This is a genomic window from Sporobacter termitidis DSM 10068 (genome assembly GCF_900130065.1).
Lineage (GTDB): Bacteria > Bacillota > Clostridia > Oscillospirales > Oscillospiraceae > Sporobacter > Sporobacter termitidis.
Genome location: NZ_FQXV01000001.1, coordinates 550,238 through 563,020, shown reverse-complemented (window position 1 = coordinate 563,020; position 12,783 = coordinate 550,238). Strand labels below are relative to the sequence as shown.

The following is a 12,783-nucleotide window of genomic DNA, read 5'->3' as shown; positions in this document are numbered from 1 at the left end:
GATATGAGTTCTGAGGAAAGCGTTTTGACCGTATCGGCGTCGCCGCATATCAAAAGCGGTGAAACGGTACAAAAGATCATGTGGAACGTGAATCTGGCGCTGGCGCCGGCGGCGATTTTCGGCATGATCTGGTTCGGGTTGCCGGCCGTTATCAACATCGTCGTCAGCATTGCCGCGGCGGTGCTGACCGAGTATGTCATCGAGAAAATCCGCAAGGTCAGGGTGACGGTGCGCGACGGCAGCGCCTTTATCACGGGGCTTCTGCTGGCAATGTGCCTGCCGCCCACGCTGCCGTTTTATATGACGGCGTTCGGCGCGGTGATCGCCGTCGGCGTGGCGAAAATGACCTTTGGCGGCCTCGGCTACAACATCTTCAATCCGGCGCACATCGGCCGCGCGGCGCTGATGGTCTCGTGGCCGGCGCTGATGACGTCCTGGGCGTCCAGGCTGCCGAGCCCCGACGCCGTGACAAGCGCCACCGTCCTCAATGTGGCCAAGCACGAGGGGTATGACGCCGTGATCTCGCTGTTCGGCAGCCATACCGCTCTGTATAAGGCGCTCCTGCTCGGCACGCGCAACGGCAGCATCGGCGAGACCAGCGCGATTCTGCTCCTGCTCGGCGGCGTCTATCTCATCGCCCGGGGTTACATAAAGTGGCAGGTGCCCGCCGTCATGATCGGCACCGTCGGCCTTTTGACGTGGGCCTTCGGCGGCCTGATGCCCAGCGGCAGCGGCGGCCAGCTCACCGGCGGCATGATCTTTGGGGGCGGCGGCCTGTTCACCGGAGACCCGCTTTTCGGCATGCTGTCCGGCGGCCTCATCATCGGCGCGTTTTTTATGGCCACCGATATGGTGACGATCCCCATTACGCTCAAGGGCCAGATCATCTTTGCCGCCGGCTGCGGCGTCATCACGACGCTGATCCGGTTCGTGGGCGGGTATCCCGAGGGCGTGTGCTACTCGATCCTCCTGATGAACTGCCTGACGCCGCTCATCGACCGCGTGACAAAGCCGAGAATCTACGGAACGGGGAGGAAGAGCTATGTCTGAGGCACATGAAGCCCGCGCTGAAAAGAAATCGGGAATTCTCGCCATCGCCCTGAACCTCACCGTTGCGTGTATCGTCTCGGGCGTGATTCTGGCGGTCGCCTACTTTATAACACATCCGGTCGCCGTGCAAAAACAGAAGGAAGCCGACGCGCTCGCCCTGCAAACGCTTGTCCCCGCGGCGACGTCCTTTGTGCCGGTGGACGGGCAGGACAATATGACGGTGGCCAAAAACGGCGATACGGTCGTCGCCTACGTCGTCGAGGAGGCGCCGCGCGGCTATGAGAGCGCCGTTGAAATGCTTGTCGCCGTCTCGTCGGACGGGAAGGTCCTGAACTTCAGCATTACCAGCAACAAGGAAACGCCAGGCCTGGGCACCAAGGCCTCGGAGCCGGCGTTTATGGATCAATTCATAGGTAAAACGTCCGAGCATCTGGCCGTGACGAAGGACCCGGCCAACAAAGAGGATGTTCAGGCGATCACGGGCGCCACCATCACCTCGAAAGCCGTGACCAAGGGCGTCAAGGCGGCCGTGGACGAAGTCGCCGCCTACACGGGAGGGAAGTAGATGAAAAATCTTTGGCGGATATTCAGCAAGGGAATCATCAGCGAAAACCCGATCCTCGTCCTTGCCCTGAGCCTTTGCCCGGCGCTGGCGGTGACCTCCTCCGTCATCACCTCGCTGACAATGGGCCTGACGGTGACGTTTGTCATTTCGCTCAACAACATCGTCGTGTCCCTGACCCGGACGTTTGTCAATCCAAAGGTCCGAGTCCCGGTCTATATCACGAGCATCGCCACCATCGTCACCTTGGCGATACTCGTCCTCCAGGCCTATGCGCCCCAGCTGTACAAGGCCCTGGGCAATTACCTGAGCCTTGTCGTGGTTTTTGCCATCATTCTCGCCAGGGCCGAATCGTTTGCGTCGAAGAACAGGGTTTTCCCGTCGTTTCTGGACGGCTTCGGCATGGGCTGCGGCTTTACGCTGGCCATGGTGACCATCGGTGCGATCCGGGAGTTTTTCGGCAGCGGGTCCCTCCTGGGCATCCGTATCCTCGGTTCCTGGTATAATGCGCCGCTCCTGTTCGTCATGGCGCCGGGCGCGTTTATCGTCATCGGCTATCTTGTGGCCGCGACAAAGAGCCTCAACAAAAAAAGAGAAGAACGTCAGAAGGAGCGTGAGGCCGCATGACACAATATATTCTGCTTTTCGTGAGCGCCGCCGTCGTCAATAACTTTGTGCTGACGCGTTTTCTGGGCCTGTGCATATTCTTTGGCGTGTCGAGAAAGCTCAACGCCTCTATCGGCATGGGTATGGCCGTCACCTGCGTCATGACGCTTTCCAGCATGCTGGCCTGGCTCGTTTACAACGCGGTCCTGGTGCCGCTTGGGCTCGAATTTCTGAGGACGCTCGTGTTCGTCCTGCTCATCGCGAGCTTCGTCCAGTTCCTCGAGATGTTTATCAAAAAGCTCGCGCCGGCGCTGTACAGCATGTGGGGTATCTACCTGCTGCTCATCGCCACGAACTGCATCGTGCTGTTCGTGCCGCTTCTGAATGCCGACGCGGGCTATGGGTTCACCCTGGCAGGGTTCGGCATGAGCGCTGTCAACGCGCTGGGCTCGGGCGTCGGCTTCGCCCTGGCGCTCATCCTCATGTCGAGCATTCGTGAAAAGCTGGATTATGCCGACGTCCCAAAGCCCCTGCAGGGCATGGGGATCGCCTTTGTCGTGGCGGGTATGCTGTCGCTGGCGTTCCTGGGCTTTTCCGGCATGATCAGTGTTTAATGGGGAGGCTGGATGAATTATGCTGTCTAATCCAATCTTTTTTGCAATTGTAATCGTCATCGTCCTGGCCGCGATCGGGCTTGTGTTCGGGCTTGTTCTCGCGGTGGCCAATAAAAAGCTCAAGGTCGAGACAAATCCGCTCATCGAAGAGGTCGAGGAGCTTTTGCCGAAGGGCCAGTGCGGCGCGTGCGGCTATGCCGGCTGCGCGGCGTACGCCGAGGCCGTCGTCCTGAACCCCGACGTCGCGCCGAACCTCTGCGTCCCCGGCAAGCAGGAGGTCGCCGACGCGGTGTCGCAGCTCACCGGCAAGACCGCCGAAAAGGTCGAGCCCCACATCGCCCACGTCCGCTGCGCGGGCAGCTGCGACAAGGCCAAAATCGACTATACGTATACCGGCGTCAAGGACTGCGGCGCCGCGAATATGCTCCATTACGGGCCGAAAGCATGCAAATACGGCTGCCTGGGCTTTGGCAGCTGCGTGAGCGCCTGCAACTTCGGCGCCCTATCCTTGGGCGATAACGGCCTGCCGGCGGTGGACGCAAAAAAATGCACGGGCTGCGGAGCCTGCGAGAAGGCCTGCCCCAAAAAGCTCATCAAAATGCAGCCGACCGCGGCGCACGTCAAGGTCGACTGCAGCTCCAGGGACAAGGGCGCGGCGGCGAAAAAGAACTGCGTTGCGGCCTGTATCGGCTGCGGCCTGTGCGCCAAAAACTGCCCGTATCAGGCCGTCCGCATCCAGGACAACCTCGCCTTTGTGGACGCAGCGATCTGCATCGAAAAATGCGCTGAGGCCACCTGCGTCGGCAAATGCCCCACGGGGGCGATCAGCGCGCTGGCGGGGTTTGAAACTGAAAAGGTTCTGGCAAAGGCCAATTAATTCCCCGCTAATACACGACGACGGTGGTGCCCAGCGGGACGTTTTCGTAAAGCCACGACACATCGCTTGAAAACATGCGGATGCAGCCGTGGCTGCACGGAAACCCTATTCTTCCGTCATAGAGCTTGGCGGAGCCGGGGTAATAAAGCCGCGAGTGGAAGCCGTATTTTTCGTTGATAAACGTGATCACCGGTTTTACCGAATAGGCTGGCGTCGTCCAGCCTTTCGGCTGTTTGTTAATGATTTTCCAGGTGCCGGTCGGCGTATCCCGACCCCGGGCGCCGGTGCCGATGATAAACGTCCTGGACAGGTTCCAGTTCCCGGACGAGCCGGTAAAGACGTTCAGGCGCTGGTAAGCCACGCTCACCCAGATCAGATATTTCGTTTTGCTTGAGTAGCCCTTGATATTGACCCATTTGACCTTCTCGGATTCCTTGTAATCGTGGGTCTTCGCCCAATCCAGGGTGTAGTCGCCGGCGTAGCCCGTTTTGACGATGGCCTGTATCCTGCTTTTTTCCTGCTGGCTGACCTTGATGGATACGGCGGATTCTTCACAGATGATATCCTGCGCCGCGGCTGCCGGATTGATGGCGAATAGTATCAGTATATGGATGAACAGCACTGTTATTGTCGCTTTTTTCATATCATTCTCCCGCGTGTGATAAGCTTATTTTAAGCTTATTGAATTCACATATGTTAGGAAGAATATGTTTGTAAAGCCCAACCCCGCCGCCGCCGGGGCCGGCGTTTCCCAGAGAGCGGGAGAATGACGCTTTTTGGCAGTTTTCGCGATATCTGCCGCGAAACGGCAGTATGACCACAACATGTTGATAATTTATCAAAATATCGAAATTCCTATTGCATTTTAAAAATCGTTGTGCTAATATACCTAGGTGCCATGCACCGGTAGTATGCGCCTGTAGCTCAGCCGGATAGAGTGCGCGGCTACGAACCGCGAGACCGGGGGTTCGAGTCCCTCCAGGCGTACCAGAAAAAGACTCTGATTGTGATACAATCAGAGTCTTTTTCAACTATATTCGCCTTCGGCGAGTTATATTGGCTCCGCCAGAGATATTGCAATGCAGTGATATTGGGCTGCGCCCAATTTGGGAGGCGAATATAATATCACTGCGACCGCAGGTCGCAATATCACGACAAAGTTATATCACTGCCGCACAGCGGCAATATCACTCATTTCTTGCTATTTTTCACATTTGTCTATAACGTGGATAGGCGGTGCTTTTATGTCTGACAGCATACTTCGCACGAAATCGAAAGAACTGGCGAAAAATATCGTTCTTCTCTGCAAAGACCTGCAAGCCTCCCGTGCACCATCGCCTTTGACTAACCAGTTGATGCGTTCCGGGACGTCTGTCGGCGCCAATATTCATGAAGCGCAATATGCGCAGGGAAAAGCAGATTTCATCTCTAAATTGGAGATTGCACTTAAGGAAGCAAGCGAAACCGAATATTGGCTGGAGCTGCTTTTTGAAACCGGATACCTGACGGAAGATACATATAAATCTGTTCAGCAAGAGTGTGGCGCGATTCGCAGGATGCTGATTTCATCTTGCAGGACTGTGAAAGATAAAGGCTGGCCAAACAGGAATTTGTAAGGCAGCAGAGCTGTCATTTGGGCAAAAAAAGTATAAGGATAACGCTTTAACAAGAAAGGACAGGTTTTACCTGTCCTTTCAAACTTCAATTCTCTTTTATCTGCTCATGCGGATACGCTTCCTGCGGTTTTAAGCTGTTGTTAAGGTCCTGCTCTAACCGTCCCAAAGGGAAGGGAGGGGCCGCTAAAGGTTTGACGGCGATGGACATCAGCAAGGCGGGATTATCGTCGGCCGCTATCCGATTTGAACTTAGCGTACCGCATAAGCGGCAGCGGTGGATGATGGCCCATTCGCCGTTTTTACGCACCCATACGCCTATGGGCTCCATAACTCCGCTGCACAGCGATGCCCGGTCTCCCGGCGCGTTGTCCATATGGACGCTGGAAAGGCATTTCGGACAATGGTTGCGGTGTTGGCTGCCGGCACCCTCCGGCATGACCAGCGCGCCGCATACCTTACAAATAAAACTTCCTTCACTGTTTGAACGGTTATTTTGAGTGGTCATTTCTTTTCCTCCGTCACATTTCAAAAATGGGCATAAAAATACCGCAGCAAGCAGCCTCGTTCGGCTGCAAACTGCGGAGCGGGAAAGGTGATGCAAGGTGTTTACAAATAAACACGAGCACACCTGTTCAATGTGCCCGTAGAAATCTACAGTAGTCACGATAGGTTACTCAAAACGGCATAACAATACTAAGGGCAGTGTTGAACCCCAAAAATATCGTATGCCCGGTATTCTGTTTAAGCCGAAGCCACCTCAAAAGTAACCGACATCAATACAGCTCCTTTCATATTCTGCGAGGGTTGCCACAGAATGAAACTGAAATTATCATACTACATCCTGTCTCAATAATCAATCCGTTTTTCTGTGCGTGATATTGGCCGCGGGCCTGGGTCAACAGTCCCGTGCTTTTTTCATGACGCCGGCGGAAAATGATGGTATAATTGACTCGGAATTCATGTTAAACCACCTTTTTGGGAGATGAGGTTCACTATGAAATCAACGTACAGGCGTCTCACGGTTTTTTTGCTCGTTATGCTGCTCGCGGCCGCGTGCGTTACTTCGGCGTCCGCAAAAAACGGCGACGTCGCGGGAAATTACTATTATACCGATATAAAAACATACCTGTACTATTCGCCGATAACGTCGTATAACATCGGCGGTAAAACAGTGCTCGACGCGGAGATTTTAAACTGGCATTACGGCTTTGACGTTTACTGGCACGCCGCTACGAGAAGGCTTGACATCACCGACAAGGGCGGTACGTTTAACTCCCTTCAGGCCATGAGCGGGGAGCTGTGCCGGAGCGCCGCCGGAACTCCCGGAAAGGTTGCGGGGCATTATTACAAAACGGATATCGCCACAACGCTGAACGGGAAGGAAATCGAAAGCTATAACATCGGCGGCAGAACCTGCATCGTTGCCGAGGACATGAGAAGCTTCGGCTACGACGTCGCCTGGGACGCCGGAAACAGAACCCTGACGATTACAAAGCCGATGGATTTTTATTCGATTGATACCGATTACGGCGCGATAAAGACAAGAAACAATTATGAAAAACCGGATTTGTTCTTTACCAGATATGACCGTGGAATCCTTTTGACGAACAGTAACGGGGCGCAATCGGAGCTTACCGCCCCGTCCGGATATGTGCTGGCTGACGGGTACGGCGTGAGCTATGTCCGCCTGTCCGACCTGTGCGCCGTGCTCAAAGCGGAATGCACGCTGCGCCAGACCACCCTCGACGCGTCCGGCACGTGGCCGAACGGCATGTCGTATCATGAGCTGTACTATACGTACAGCGTCGATTTTACTTACGATAAAAATGTGGCTGTCGCGCTGAAGCCCGCCCCGTCCGGCGCTGCGCCTGAAACGCCCGCATGGCGGCCGGACGGCAAATGCTATAAAATAAATGATGTCGGCCTCAGCGTCAACGGCGAGACAGGTCAGTTTTTACTTTTGATGGGCGGCCGGGAATACGCCGACGGAATCCTGGTTGTTGACGGTAATGTGTATCTCCCGGCCTACATGGCTGCAAAGCTGCTCGGATATTCATCCGCGGAGTGAGCCTCCTCTGCGTTATCCGCTTGACCCCGGGGGCTGTAATCTGTATAATATTAGAAAATCAGGCACCAATATGTCGTACGGGGGTTACAGTATGAAGCGCAAGGATAAAGAGAACTATTATCTCGACATTGCCGAAACCGTCATGGAGCGGTCAACCTGCCTGCGCCGCAGATATGGCGCGATCATCGTCCTCAACGACGAAATTATTGCCACCGGGTACAACGGCGCGCCGCGGGGCAGGAAAAACTGTGGCGACCTTGAATACTGTACGCGGGAAAACCTGAACATCCCCAGCGGCGAACGCTACGAGCTTTGCCGCAGCGTCCACGCCGAAGCCAACGCCATCATCTCGGCGTCGCGGCGGGACATGATCGGCGCCACGCTTTACCTCGCGGGCACCGAAGCGTCGACAGGGGATTACATCAGCGAGGTGACGCCCTGCACGATGTGCCGGCGGCTGATCATCAACGCAGGGATCGCCAAGGTCATTACCCGCAATAAGAAGGACACCTTTACCGTCACCCATGTCCGCGACTGGGTATTTAACGACGACTCGCTGCCGGCGATTCTCTGATTTGCCATATTGCCGGAGATACATAAGAGATTCAGGGAGATTCGTCTCCCTGAATTTATTATTGCATGTTTGAAACGATTCATATATGATAGGGCCATCAGCGTATGGGAGTGGAGTTATGGAGAATAGAAGAAGACGTTTGCGCGACCGCTATGACGGGCGCCTTTTGCGGACCGTTGATCCGATGTATAAAATCGCGCCGTTTATCATGAAGACGAAAAACGACGCCAACAACGCGTATGAGGACAGTGTTGAGATCACCGAGGTCGAGCGGTTTTTAAAGATGAAACGGGCCGAGGGGTATCCCGGCATGGGCATGCTCCATGTCTTTGTGGCCTCGTATGTCCGCGTTGTGAGCCAGAAGCCGGAGCTGAACCGCTTTGTCTCCGGCCAGAAGCTTTTTGCTAGACATAATATCGAGATCATCCTGATGGTCAAAAAGGAGATGTCCGTGAACTCCGGCGAAACGTCCATCAAGGTGATACTGAACGCGCACGACACGATCTCCGACATATACCGCAAGATCAACGCCGAGATCAGTAAAATCAAGGACAATACCGAGGAGTCCGATACCGACGATATCTCGGCACTGCTCTGCAAATTCCCCCGGTTCGTGAACCGGATCATTTTCGGGACCCTGAATTTTATGGACTACCACAACATGATGCCCAAGTCGCTCATCGACTCCAGCATGTTCCACGGCTCCATGTTCGTGACGGACCTGGGGTCCCTCGGCATACGGCCCGTTGTGCATCACCTGTACAACTTCGGCAACATTCCGCTCTTCTTGGCGTTCGGCGCCAAGCGGCGCCAGAACGAGCTGCAGGCGGACGGGTCCGTCGCCGAAAAACGGTATGTGGATTACATACTGACGCTGGACGACCGCATCAGCGACGGTTTTTATTTTGCCCAGGTCTTCAAGTACTTCAAAAGCTTTATCCGCCACCCCGGCCAGCTCGACGTTCGGCCGGAGACCATCGTACAGGACGTGGAGTAAATAAGCCCGCCCACCCGTTTCCCCACGCGGCAGGCCGCGCGGGGAGCCCTGGCTAATTAAATCTGCCGGGCGGAAATGAATTCCGCTTCGGCATAAATCTCGCTGGCGCCTTCGCCCCTGGTGTCCACCGGGCCCCGCCCCGGACCTCATCGGTAGATTTCACGGTTTTACGTAGGGGCGATTATCAATCGCCCGCCGTCTCTTCCGTCCCCGTAGGGCGCGGCTTCCCAGACGCGCCTTTCTTGCCCGCGCGGCAGGACAGCGGCGGTGCCGCGCGGCACGGGAATAAATCCCCGGGCGGCTCCGACGGCAGCCCCCTTGGCAAAAGCAGTACGCCCCGGCCAATAACCGGGTGCTGGCGTCTGTGTAAAAAATTCGGGCGCATAAAGGCGTAGGGGCGGACCTTGTGTCCGCCCTGTGCCGTTTTTCGCAGCATGTCGCAAGAGGGCAGACACGAGGTCTGCCCTTACGAAGGCGCGCGGCGACAGAAAAGGCACGGCTGCCCTGGCAGCCGTGCCTCAGCTTGTCAAAAAACCTGCTATATGTATCGCTTACTGATAGCTATCGTAGATGTCCGCCAGGATTTCGCGGGCCTTGTCCTCGGTGATCTTTACCGGGCAATAGCTGGCCAGGTGATTGGATACGACGTCGGGGGCGAGGCTCAGGACGTCCTCGCGCTTGAAGCCCGATTCCTTCAGGGATTTGATGTTCACGGCGCGCATGAGCTCGCGGATTTTGTCCGCCGCAATGTCCCCCAGCTCCTCGCCGGTCTCCTTGCCCGTGACGCTGACGCCCATGGCCTCGGCGATGACGCGCATTTTTTCGGGCGTGGCCGGCGCGGTGATCTTCATGGCGGTGGGGAGGCAGATGCCGCAGTTGTAGCCGTGGGGCGTGTGGAAGCGGCAGGACAGCGCGTCCGCGGCGGCGTGGCCGATGTGGGTGATGGGATCGTTGAACGCCAGCCCCGCGAAGTTGGCGGCCAGCATCATCCCGGTGCGCGCCTCCTTGTTGCCCGGCTCGTTATACGCCGTGACGAGGTGCTCTGTGATTTTGCGGATGGCGGCCTCGCCCATGACGTCGCTGTGCGGGTTCCAGTTGACGGTTGTCATGGCTTCCATGGCGTGGGACAGCGCGTCGAGCCCGGTGTTGGCCGTCTCGCGCTTCGGCAGGGACAGCGTCAGCTCCGGGTCCACAATGGCGTATGTCGTATTGACGAAGACACTCCACTTGGCGTTGGCGTCGGGGCGGGAGATGATGGCGACGGAAGTGACCTCGCTGCCGGTCCCGGCCGTGGTCGGGACGAGGATGACCGGTGTTTTCGTATCGATGTAGATCGGCTTGGCGAGGATGTAGTCCTTGGCCTGTCCGGGCTTCGTGAGCAGAATGGAGATGGCCTTGGCGGTGTCCATGCTGCTGCCGCCGCCGATGCCGATGAGGCAGTCCACGCCTTCCTTCTTGGCCAGCGCAGCGCCTTCGTCAACAATCTCCACGGGAGGATCGGCAACGACGCCGCTGAAGGTGACGACGTCTAGGCCCGCATCCGTCAGGCTCTTTATCACCTTGCCCGGGATGTTGGTGCCCTCGATGCCCTTGTCGATAACACACATGGCTTTTTTGCAGCCGAGCTCTTTGACCTTTTCCCCGAGGACGGAGACGACGCCCCACCCGAAAATGACGGTGGCAGAATGAGAAAACTGCTGGTACATAGCTTGACCTCCTTATTTACTTACCGCCGGTAATGATATATATGTAACACCAGTTATTATAAAGTGAAAAACTGCCAATGACAACATTTAAATCAATAAAATGTAGCGTGATACTTTTATTGAAATTGCGCTTGACATCCGGGAATCCGTGCGTATAATCAGAATATGATGAATTGAAGATTCACTATATCGCGATGAATATCGTATGAAACTGTTGACCGGGAGCAAGTAACCGTTTCGACACCGGTTCAGAGAGCCGCCGAGGGTGGGAACGCGGCACGGAAGGAATGGCGAATGGGTCCGGGAGGGCAAACTGAAAGGCGGCCGCGGAGCGGCATACCGAGTAGGGGAGACGGAGAAAGGCGCTCCGTTAACAAATGCCGGCACATTATCGTGTGCGCAGAGCGGGCGTATTTTGCGCCAAGCCGGGTGGTACCGCAGGAGTGGAAGCTCTTGTCCCTGCAATAGCAGAGACAGGGGCTTATTTTATTTCCCCGCCGGGGGGCCTTTCTGTCTCGCAAAGCGTGAAAGGAGAAAAAGAAAATGTCAAAGAAAATCCCGTACAGAGTCGTTTTGAGCGAAGAGGAAATCCCAAAGGCGTGGTACAACGTCCGTGCCGATATGAAAACGGATCACCGGCCGATTCTGCATCCGGGCACGCTGCAGCCGGTGACGGAGGCGGACCTGACGCCCGTATTCTGCGAGGAGCTCGTGAAGCAGGAGCTCAATGTCAAAGATCGCTTTATCGAAATTCCCGGGGAAATCAGGGACTATTATAAAATGTACCGGCCGGCGCCGCTGTTCCGGGCGTATTTCCTGGAAAAGGCGTTGGGCACGCCGGCGAAAATCTATTATAAATACGAGGGCGGCAATACCTCCGGCAGCCACAAGCTGAATTCGGCGCTGGCCCAGGCGTACTACGCCAAAAAGCAGGGGCTGAAGGGCGTGACGACGGAGACCGGCGCCGGGCAGTGGGGCACCGCGCTGTCCATGGCCTGCAGCTACTTCGGCCTCGACTGCAAGGTCTATATGGTGAAGATATCGAGCCAGCAGAAGCCGTACCGCAAGGCCGTCATAGAGACCTACGGCGCGAAGATCATCCCCTCGCCGTCCGATACGACGAACATCGGCCGCAAGATGCTCTCCGACAATCCCGACAGCACGGGCAGCCTCGGCACCGCCATCAGCGAGGCGGTGGAGGTCGCCGTCTCGACGGAGGGATACAGGTATGTTCTCGGCAGCGTTTTAAACCAGGTGCTGCTCCATCAGTCGGTGATCGGCCTGGAGGCAAAAGCGGCGATGGAGAAAATCGACGAATACCCCGATATCGTCATCGGCTGTGCCGGCGGCGGCTCGAACCTGGGCGGCCTGATGTCGGCCTTCATGGCCGACCGGCTGGCCGGGAAAACCGCGCCGTATTTCATCGCCGTGGAGCCGGCGTCCTGCCCGTCCCTGACGCGCGGCAAATTCGCCTACGATTTCTGCGACACCGGCATGGTGACGCCGCTGGCCAAGATGTACACGCTGGGCGCGTCGTTCCTGCCGCCGTCCAACCACGCCGGCGGCCTCAGGTACCACGGCATGAGCCCGATCCTCTCCCAGCTTTATCATGACGGCTATATCGACGAGGCCCGCGCCGTCGAGCAGACCAGCGTCTTCAAGGCGGCCACAGAGTTTGCCAAGACGGAAGGCATCCTGCCCGCGCCCGAGTCCTCCCACGCCATCCGCGTGACCATCGACGAGGCGCTCAAATGCAAGGAGACCGGCGAAGCCAAAACGATCCTCTTCGGACTGTCCGGCACGGGCTACTTCGATATGACGGCCTACATGCAGTATAACGACGGCACCATGACGGATTACATCCCCACCGACGCCGACCTCCAGCGCGGCTTTGACGCCATTCCGAAGCTCCCCGGCATCCAATAAGCCCACCCTCCCGCCCAATAAAGGTATAGGGGGCTGTCGCCCCCTATGACCCCTTAATGGGGCTGCGCCCCATACCCCCTTGCGGGGCTTACGCCCCGGACCTTCGCGGGGCTACGCCCCGGACCTTCGCGGGGCTGCGCCCCGGACCTTCGCGGGGCTGCGCCCCGGACCCCCTCGGGGCTGCGTC

At 56.9% G+C, this 12,783-nt stretch carries 13 protein-coding genes and 1 tRNA gene; 11 read left to right on the top strand and 3 right to left on the bottom strand.

Going from position 1 to position 12,783, the window contains the following annotated elements:
* The first annotated feature begins 3 nt into the window (after nucleotides 1–3).
* The 5 genes from BUB60_RS02690 to rnfB are packed head-to-tail and all read left to right on the top strand — an operon-like array spanning nucleotide 4 to nucleotide 3,709.
* Entirely contained in the window at nucleotides 4–1,050 is a 1,047-nt protein-coding gene (locus BUB60_RS02690) for an RnfABCDGE type electron transport complex subunit D (RefSeq protein WP_073076072.1), read from the top strand.
* A complete protein-coding gene (locus BUB60_RS02685) occupies nucleotides 1,043–1,615 on the top strand; it encodes an RnfABCDGE type electron transport complex subunit G (protein WP_073076071.1) in 573 nt (190 codons plus the stop codon). The genes BUB60_RS02690 and BUB60_RS02685 overlap by 8 nt, the downstream gene beginning before the upstream one ends.
* Entirely contained in the window at nucleotides 1,616–2,239 is a 624-nt protein-coding gene (gene rsxE, locus BUB60_RS02680) for an electron transport complex subunit RsxE (protein WP_073076070.1), read from the top strand. It abuts the gene before it with no gap.
* Nucleotides 2,236–2,832, top strand: a complete 597-nt coding sequence (locus BUB60_RS02675) for an electron transport complex protein RnfA (protein ID WP_073076069.1) — start codon at nucleotides 2,236–2,238, stop codon at nucleotides 2,830–2,832. The genes rsxE and BUB60_RS02675 overlap by 4 nt, the downstream gene beginning before the upstream one ends.
* A 34-nt stretch (nucleotides 2,833–2,866) precedes the next feature.
* Nucleotides 2,867–3,709: an RnfABCDGE type electron transport complex subunit B gene (rnfB, locus tag BUB60_RS02670; RefSeq protein WP_073076266.1), complete on the top strand. Its 843-nt coding sequence runs from the start codon at nucleotides 2,867–2,869 to the stop codon at nucleotides 3,707–3,709.
* A 7-nt stretch (nucleotides 3,710–3,716) separates the two neighbouring features.
* On the opposite strand, the gene BUB60_RS02665 is transcribed toward rnfB, so the two are convergent.
* On the bottom strand, nucleotides 3,717–4,352 hold the full coding sequence (locus BUB60_RS02665) for a L,D-transpeptidase (RefSeq protein WP_073076068.1): 636 nt from the start codon (nucleotides 4,350–4,352) through the stop codon (nucleotides 3,717–3,719).
* Nucleotides 4,353–4,622: 270 nt separating this feature from the next.
* On the opposite strand from BUB60_RS02665, the gene BUB60_RS02660 reads away from it, so the two are divergent.
* Both BUB60_RS02660 and BUB60_RS02655 read left to right on the top strand, forming a co-directional pair.
* Nucleotides 4,623–4,699, top strand: a tRNA-Arg gene (locus BUB60_RS02660).
* A gap of 254 nt (nucleotides 4,700–4,953) precedes the next feature.
* Nucleotides 4,954–5,325 (top strand): four helix bundle protein, encoded by a 372-nt coding sequence (locus tag BUB60_RS02655; RefSeq protein WP_073076067.1) that lies wholly within the window; start codon nucleotides 4,954–4,956, stop codon nucleotides 5,323–5,325.
* An 85-nt stretch (nucleotides 5,326–5,410) separates the two neighbouring features.
* Here the strand turns inward: BUB60_RS02655 and BUB60_RS02650 are convergent, their stop codons facing one another.
* On the bottom strand, nucleotides 5,411–5,830 hold the full coding sequence (locus BUB60_RS02650) for an RNHCP domain-containing protein (RefSeq protein WP_073076066.1): 420 nt from the start codon (nucleotides 5,828–5,830) through the stop codon (nucleotides 5,411–5,413).
* A 489-nt stretch (nucleotides 5,831–6,319) separates the two neighbouring features.
* On the opposite strand from BUB60_RS02650, the gene BUB60_RS02645 reads away from it, so the two are divergent.
* From BUB60_RS02645 to BUB60_RS02635, 3 genes are all read left to right on the top strand, one after another.
* Nucleotides 6,320–7,393 carry a hypothetical protein gene (locus BUB60_RS02645; RefSeq protein WP_073076065.1) on the top strand — a complete coding sequence of 358 codons (1,074 nt, stop codon included), beginning with the start codon at nucleotides 6,320–6,322 and terminating at the stop codon, nucleotides 7,391–7,393.
* A 91-nt stretch (nucleotides 7,394–7,484) separates the two neighbouring features.
* Nucleotides 7,485–7,967, top strand: a complete 483-nt coding sequence (locus BUB60_RS02640) for a deoxycytidylate deaminase (protein ID WP_073076064.1) — start codon at nucleotides 7,485–7,487, stop codon at nucleotides 7,965–7,967.
* Between the two features lie 118 nt (nucleotides 7,968–8,085).
* Complete coding sequence (locus BUB60_RS02635; RefSeq protein WP_143162241.1) at nucleotides 8,086–8,964, top strand: hypothetical protein; 879 nt, start codon at nucleotides 8,086–8,088, stop codon at nucleotides 8,962–8,964.
* 551 nt (nucleotides 8,965–9,515) lie between these two features.
* Here the strand turns inward: BUB60_RS02635 and BUB60_RS02630 are convergent.
* Complete coding sequence (locus tag BUB60_RS02630) at nucleotides 9,516–10,670, bottom strand: iron-containing alcohol dehydrogenase (protein ID WP_073076062.1); 1,155 nt, start codon at nucleotides 10,668–10,670, stop codon at nucleotides 9,516–9,518.
* A 543-nt stretch (nucleotides 10,671–11,213) separates the two neighbouring features.
* Between BUB60_RS02630 and BUB60_RS02625 the strand changes: the two genes are divergently transcribed.
* The gene (locus BUB60_RS02625; protein WP_073076061.1) at nucleotides 11,214–12,596 is read left to right on the top strand and encodes a TrpB-like pyridoxal phosphate-dependent enzyme; all 1,383 of its coding nucleotides are present in this window, start codon (nucleotides 11,214–11,216) and stop codon (nucleotides 12,594–12,596) included.
* Nucleotides 12,597–12,783: the final 187 nt, after the last annotated feature.

Bases quoted from the DNA above. Each gene is read 5' to 3' on its own strand.
- BUB60_RS02655 (WP_073076067.1), top strand. From the start codon at position 4,954: ATGTCTGACAGCATACTTCGCACGAAATCGAAAGAACTGGCGAAAAAT.
- BUB60_RS02645 (WP_073076065.1), top strand. From the start codon at position 6,320: ATGAAATCAACGTACAGGCGTCTCACGGTTTTTTTGCTCGTTATGCTG.
- BUB60_RS02690 (WP_073076072.1), top strand. From the start codon at position 4: ATGAGTTCTGAGGAAAGCGTTTTGACCGTATCGGCGTCGCCGCATATC.
- BUB60_RS02650 (WP_073076066.1), bottom strand. From the start codon at position 5,830: ATGACCACTCAAAATAACCGTTCAAACAGTGAAGGAAGTTTTATTTGT.
- BUB60_RS02635 (WP_143162241.1), top strand. From the start codon at position 8,086: ATGGAGAATAGAAGAAGACGTTTGCGCGACCGCTATGACGGGCGCCTT.
- BUB60_RS02630 (WP_073076062.1), bottom strand. From the start codon at position 10,670: ATGTACCAGCAGTTTTCTCATTCTGCCACCGTCATTTTCGGGTGGGGC.
- BUB60_RS02625 (WP_073076061.1), top strand. From the start codon at position 11,214: ATGTCAAAGAAAATCCCGTACAGAGTCGTTTTGAGCGAAGAGGAAATC.
- BUB60_RS02685 (WP_073076071.1), top strand. From the start codon at position 1,043: ATGTCTGAGGCACATGAAGCCCGCGCTGAAAAGAAATCGGGAATTCTC.
- BUB60_RS02665 (WP_073076068.1), bottom strand. From the start codon at position 4,352: ATGAAAAAAGCGACAATAACAGTGCTGTTCATCCATATACTGATACTA.
- BUB60_RS02675 (WP_073076069.1), top strand. From the start codon at position 2,236: ATGACACAATATATTCTGCTTTTCGTGAGCGCCGCCGTCGTCAATAAC.
- BUB60_RS02640 (WP_073076064.1), top strand. From the start codon at position 7,485: ATGAAGCGCAAGGATAAAGAGAACTATTATCTCGACATTGCCGAAACC.
- rsxE (WP_073076070.1), top strand. From the start codon at position 1,616: ATGAAAAATCTTTGGCGGATATTCAGCAAGGGAATCATCAGCGAAAAC.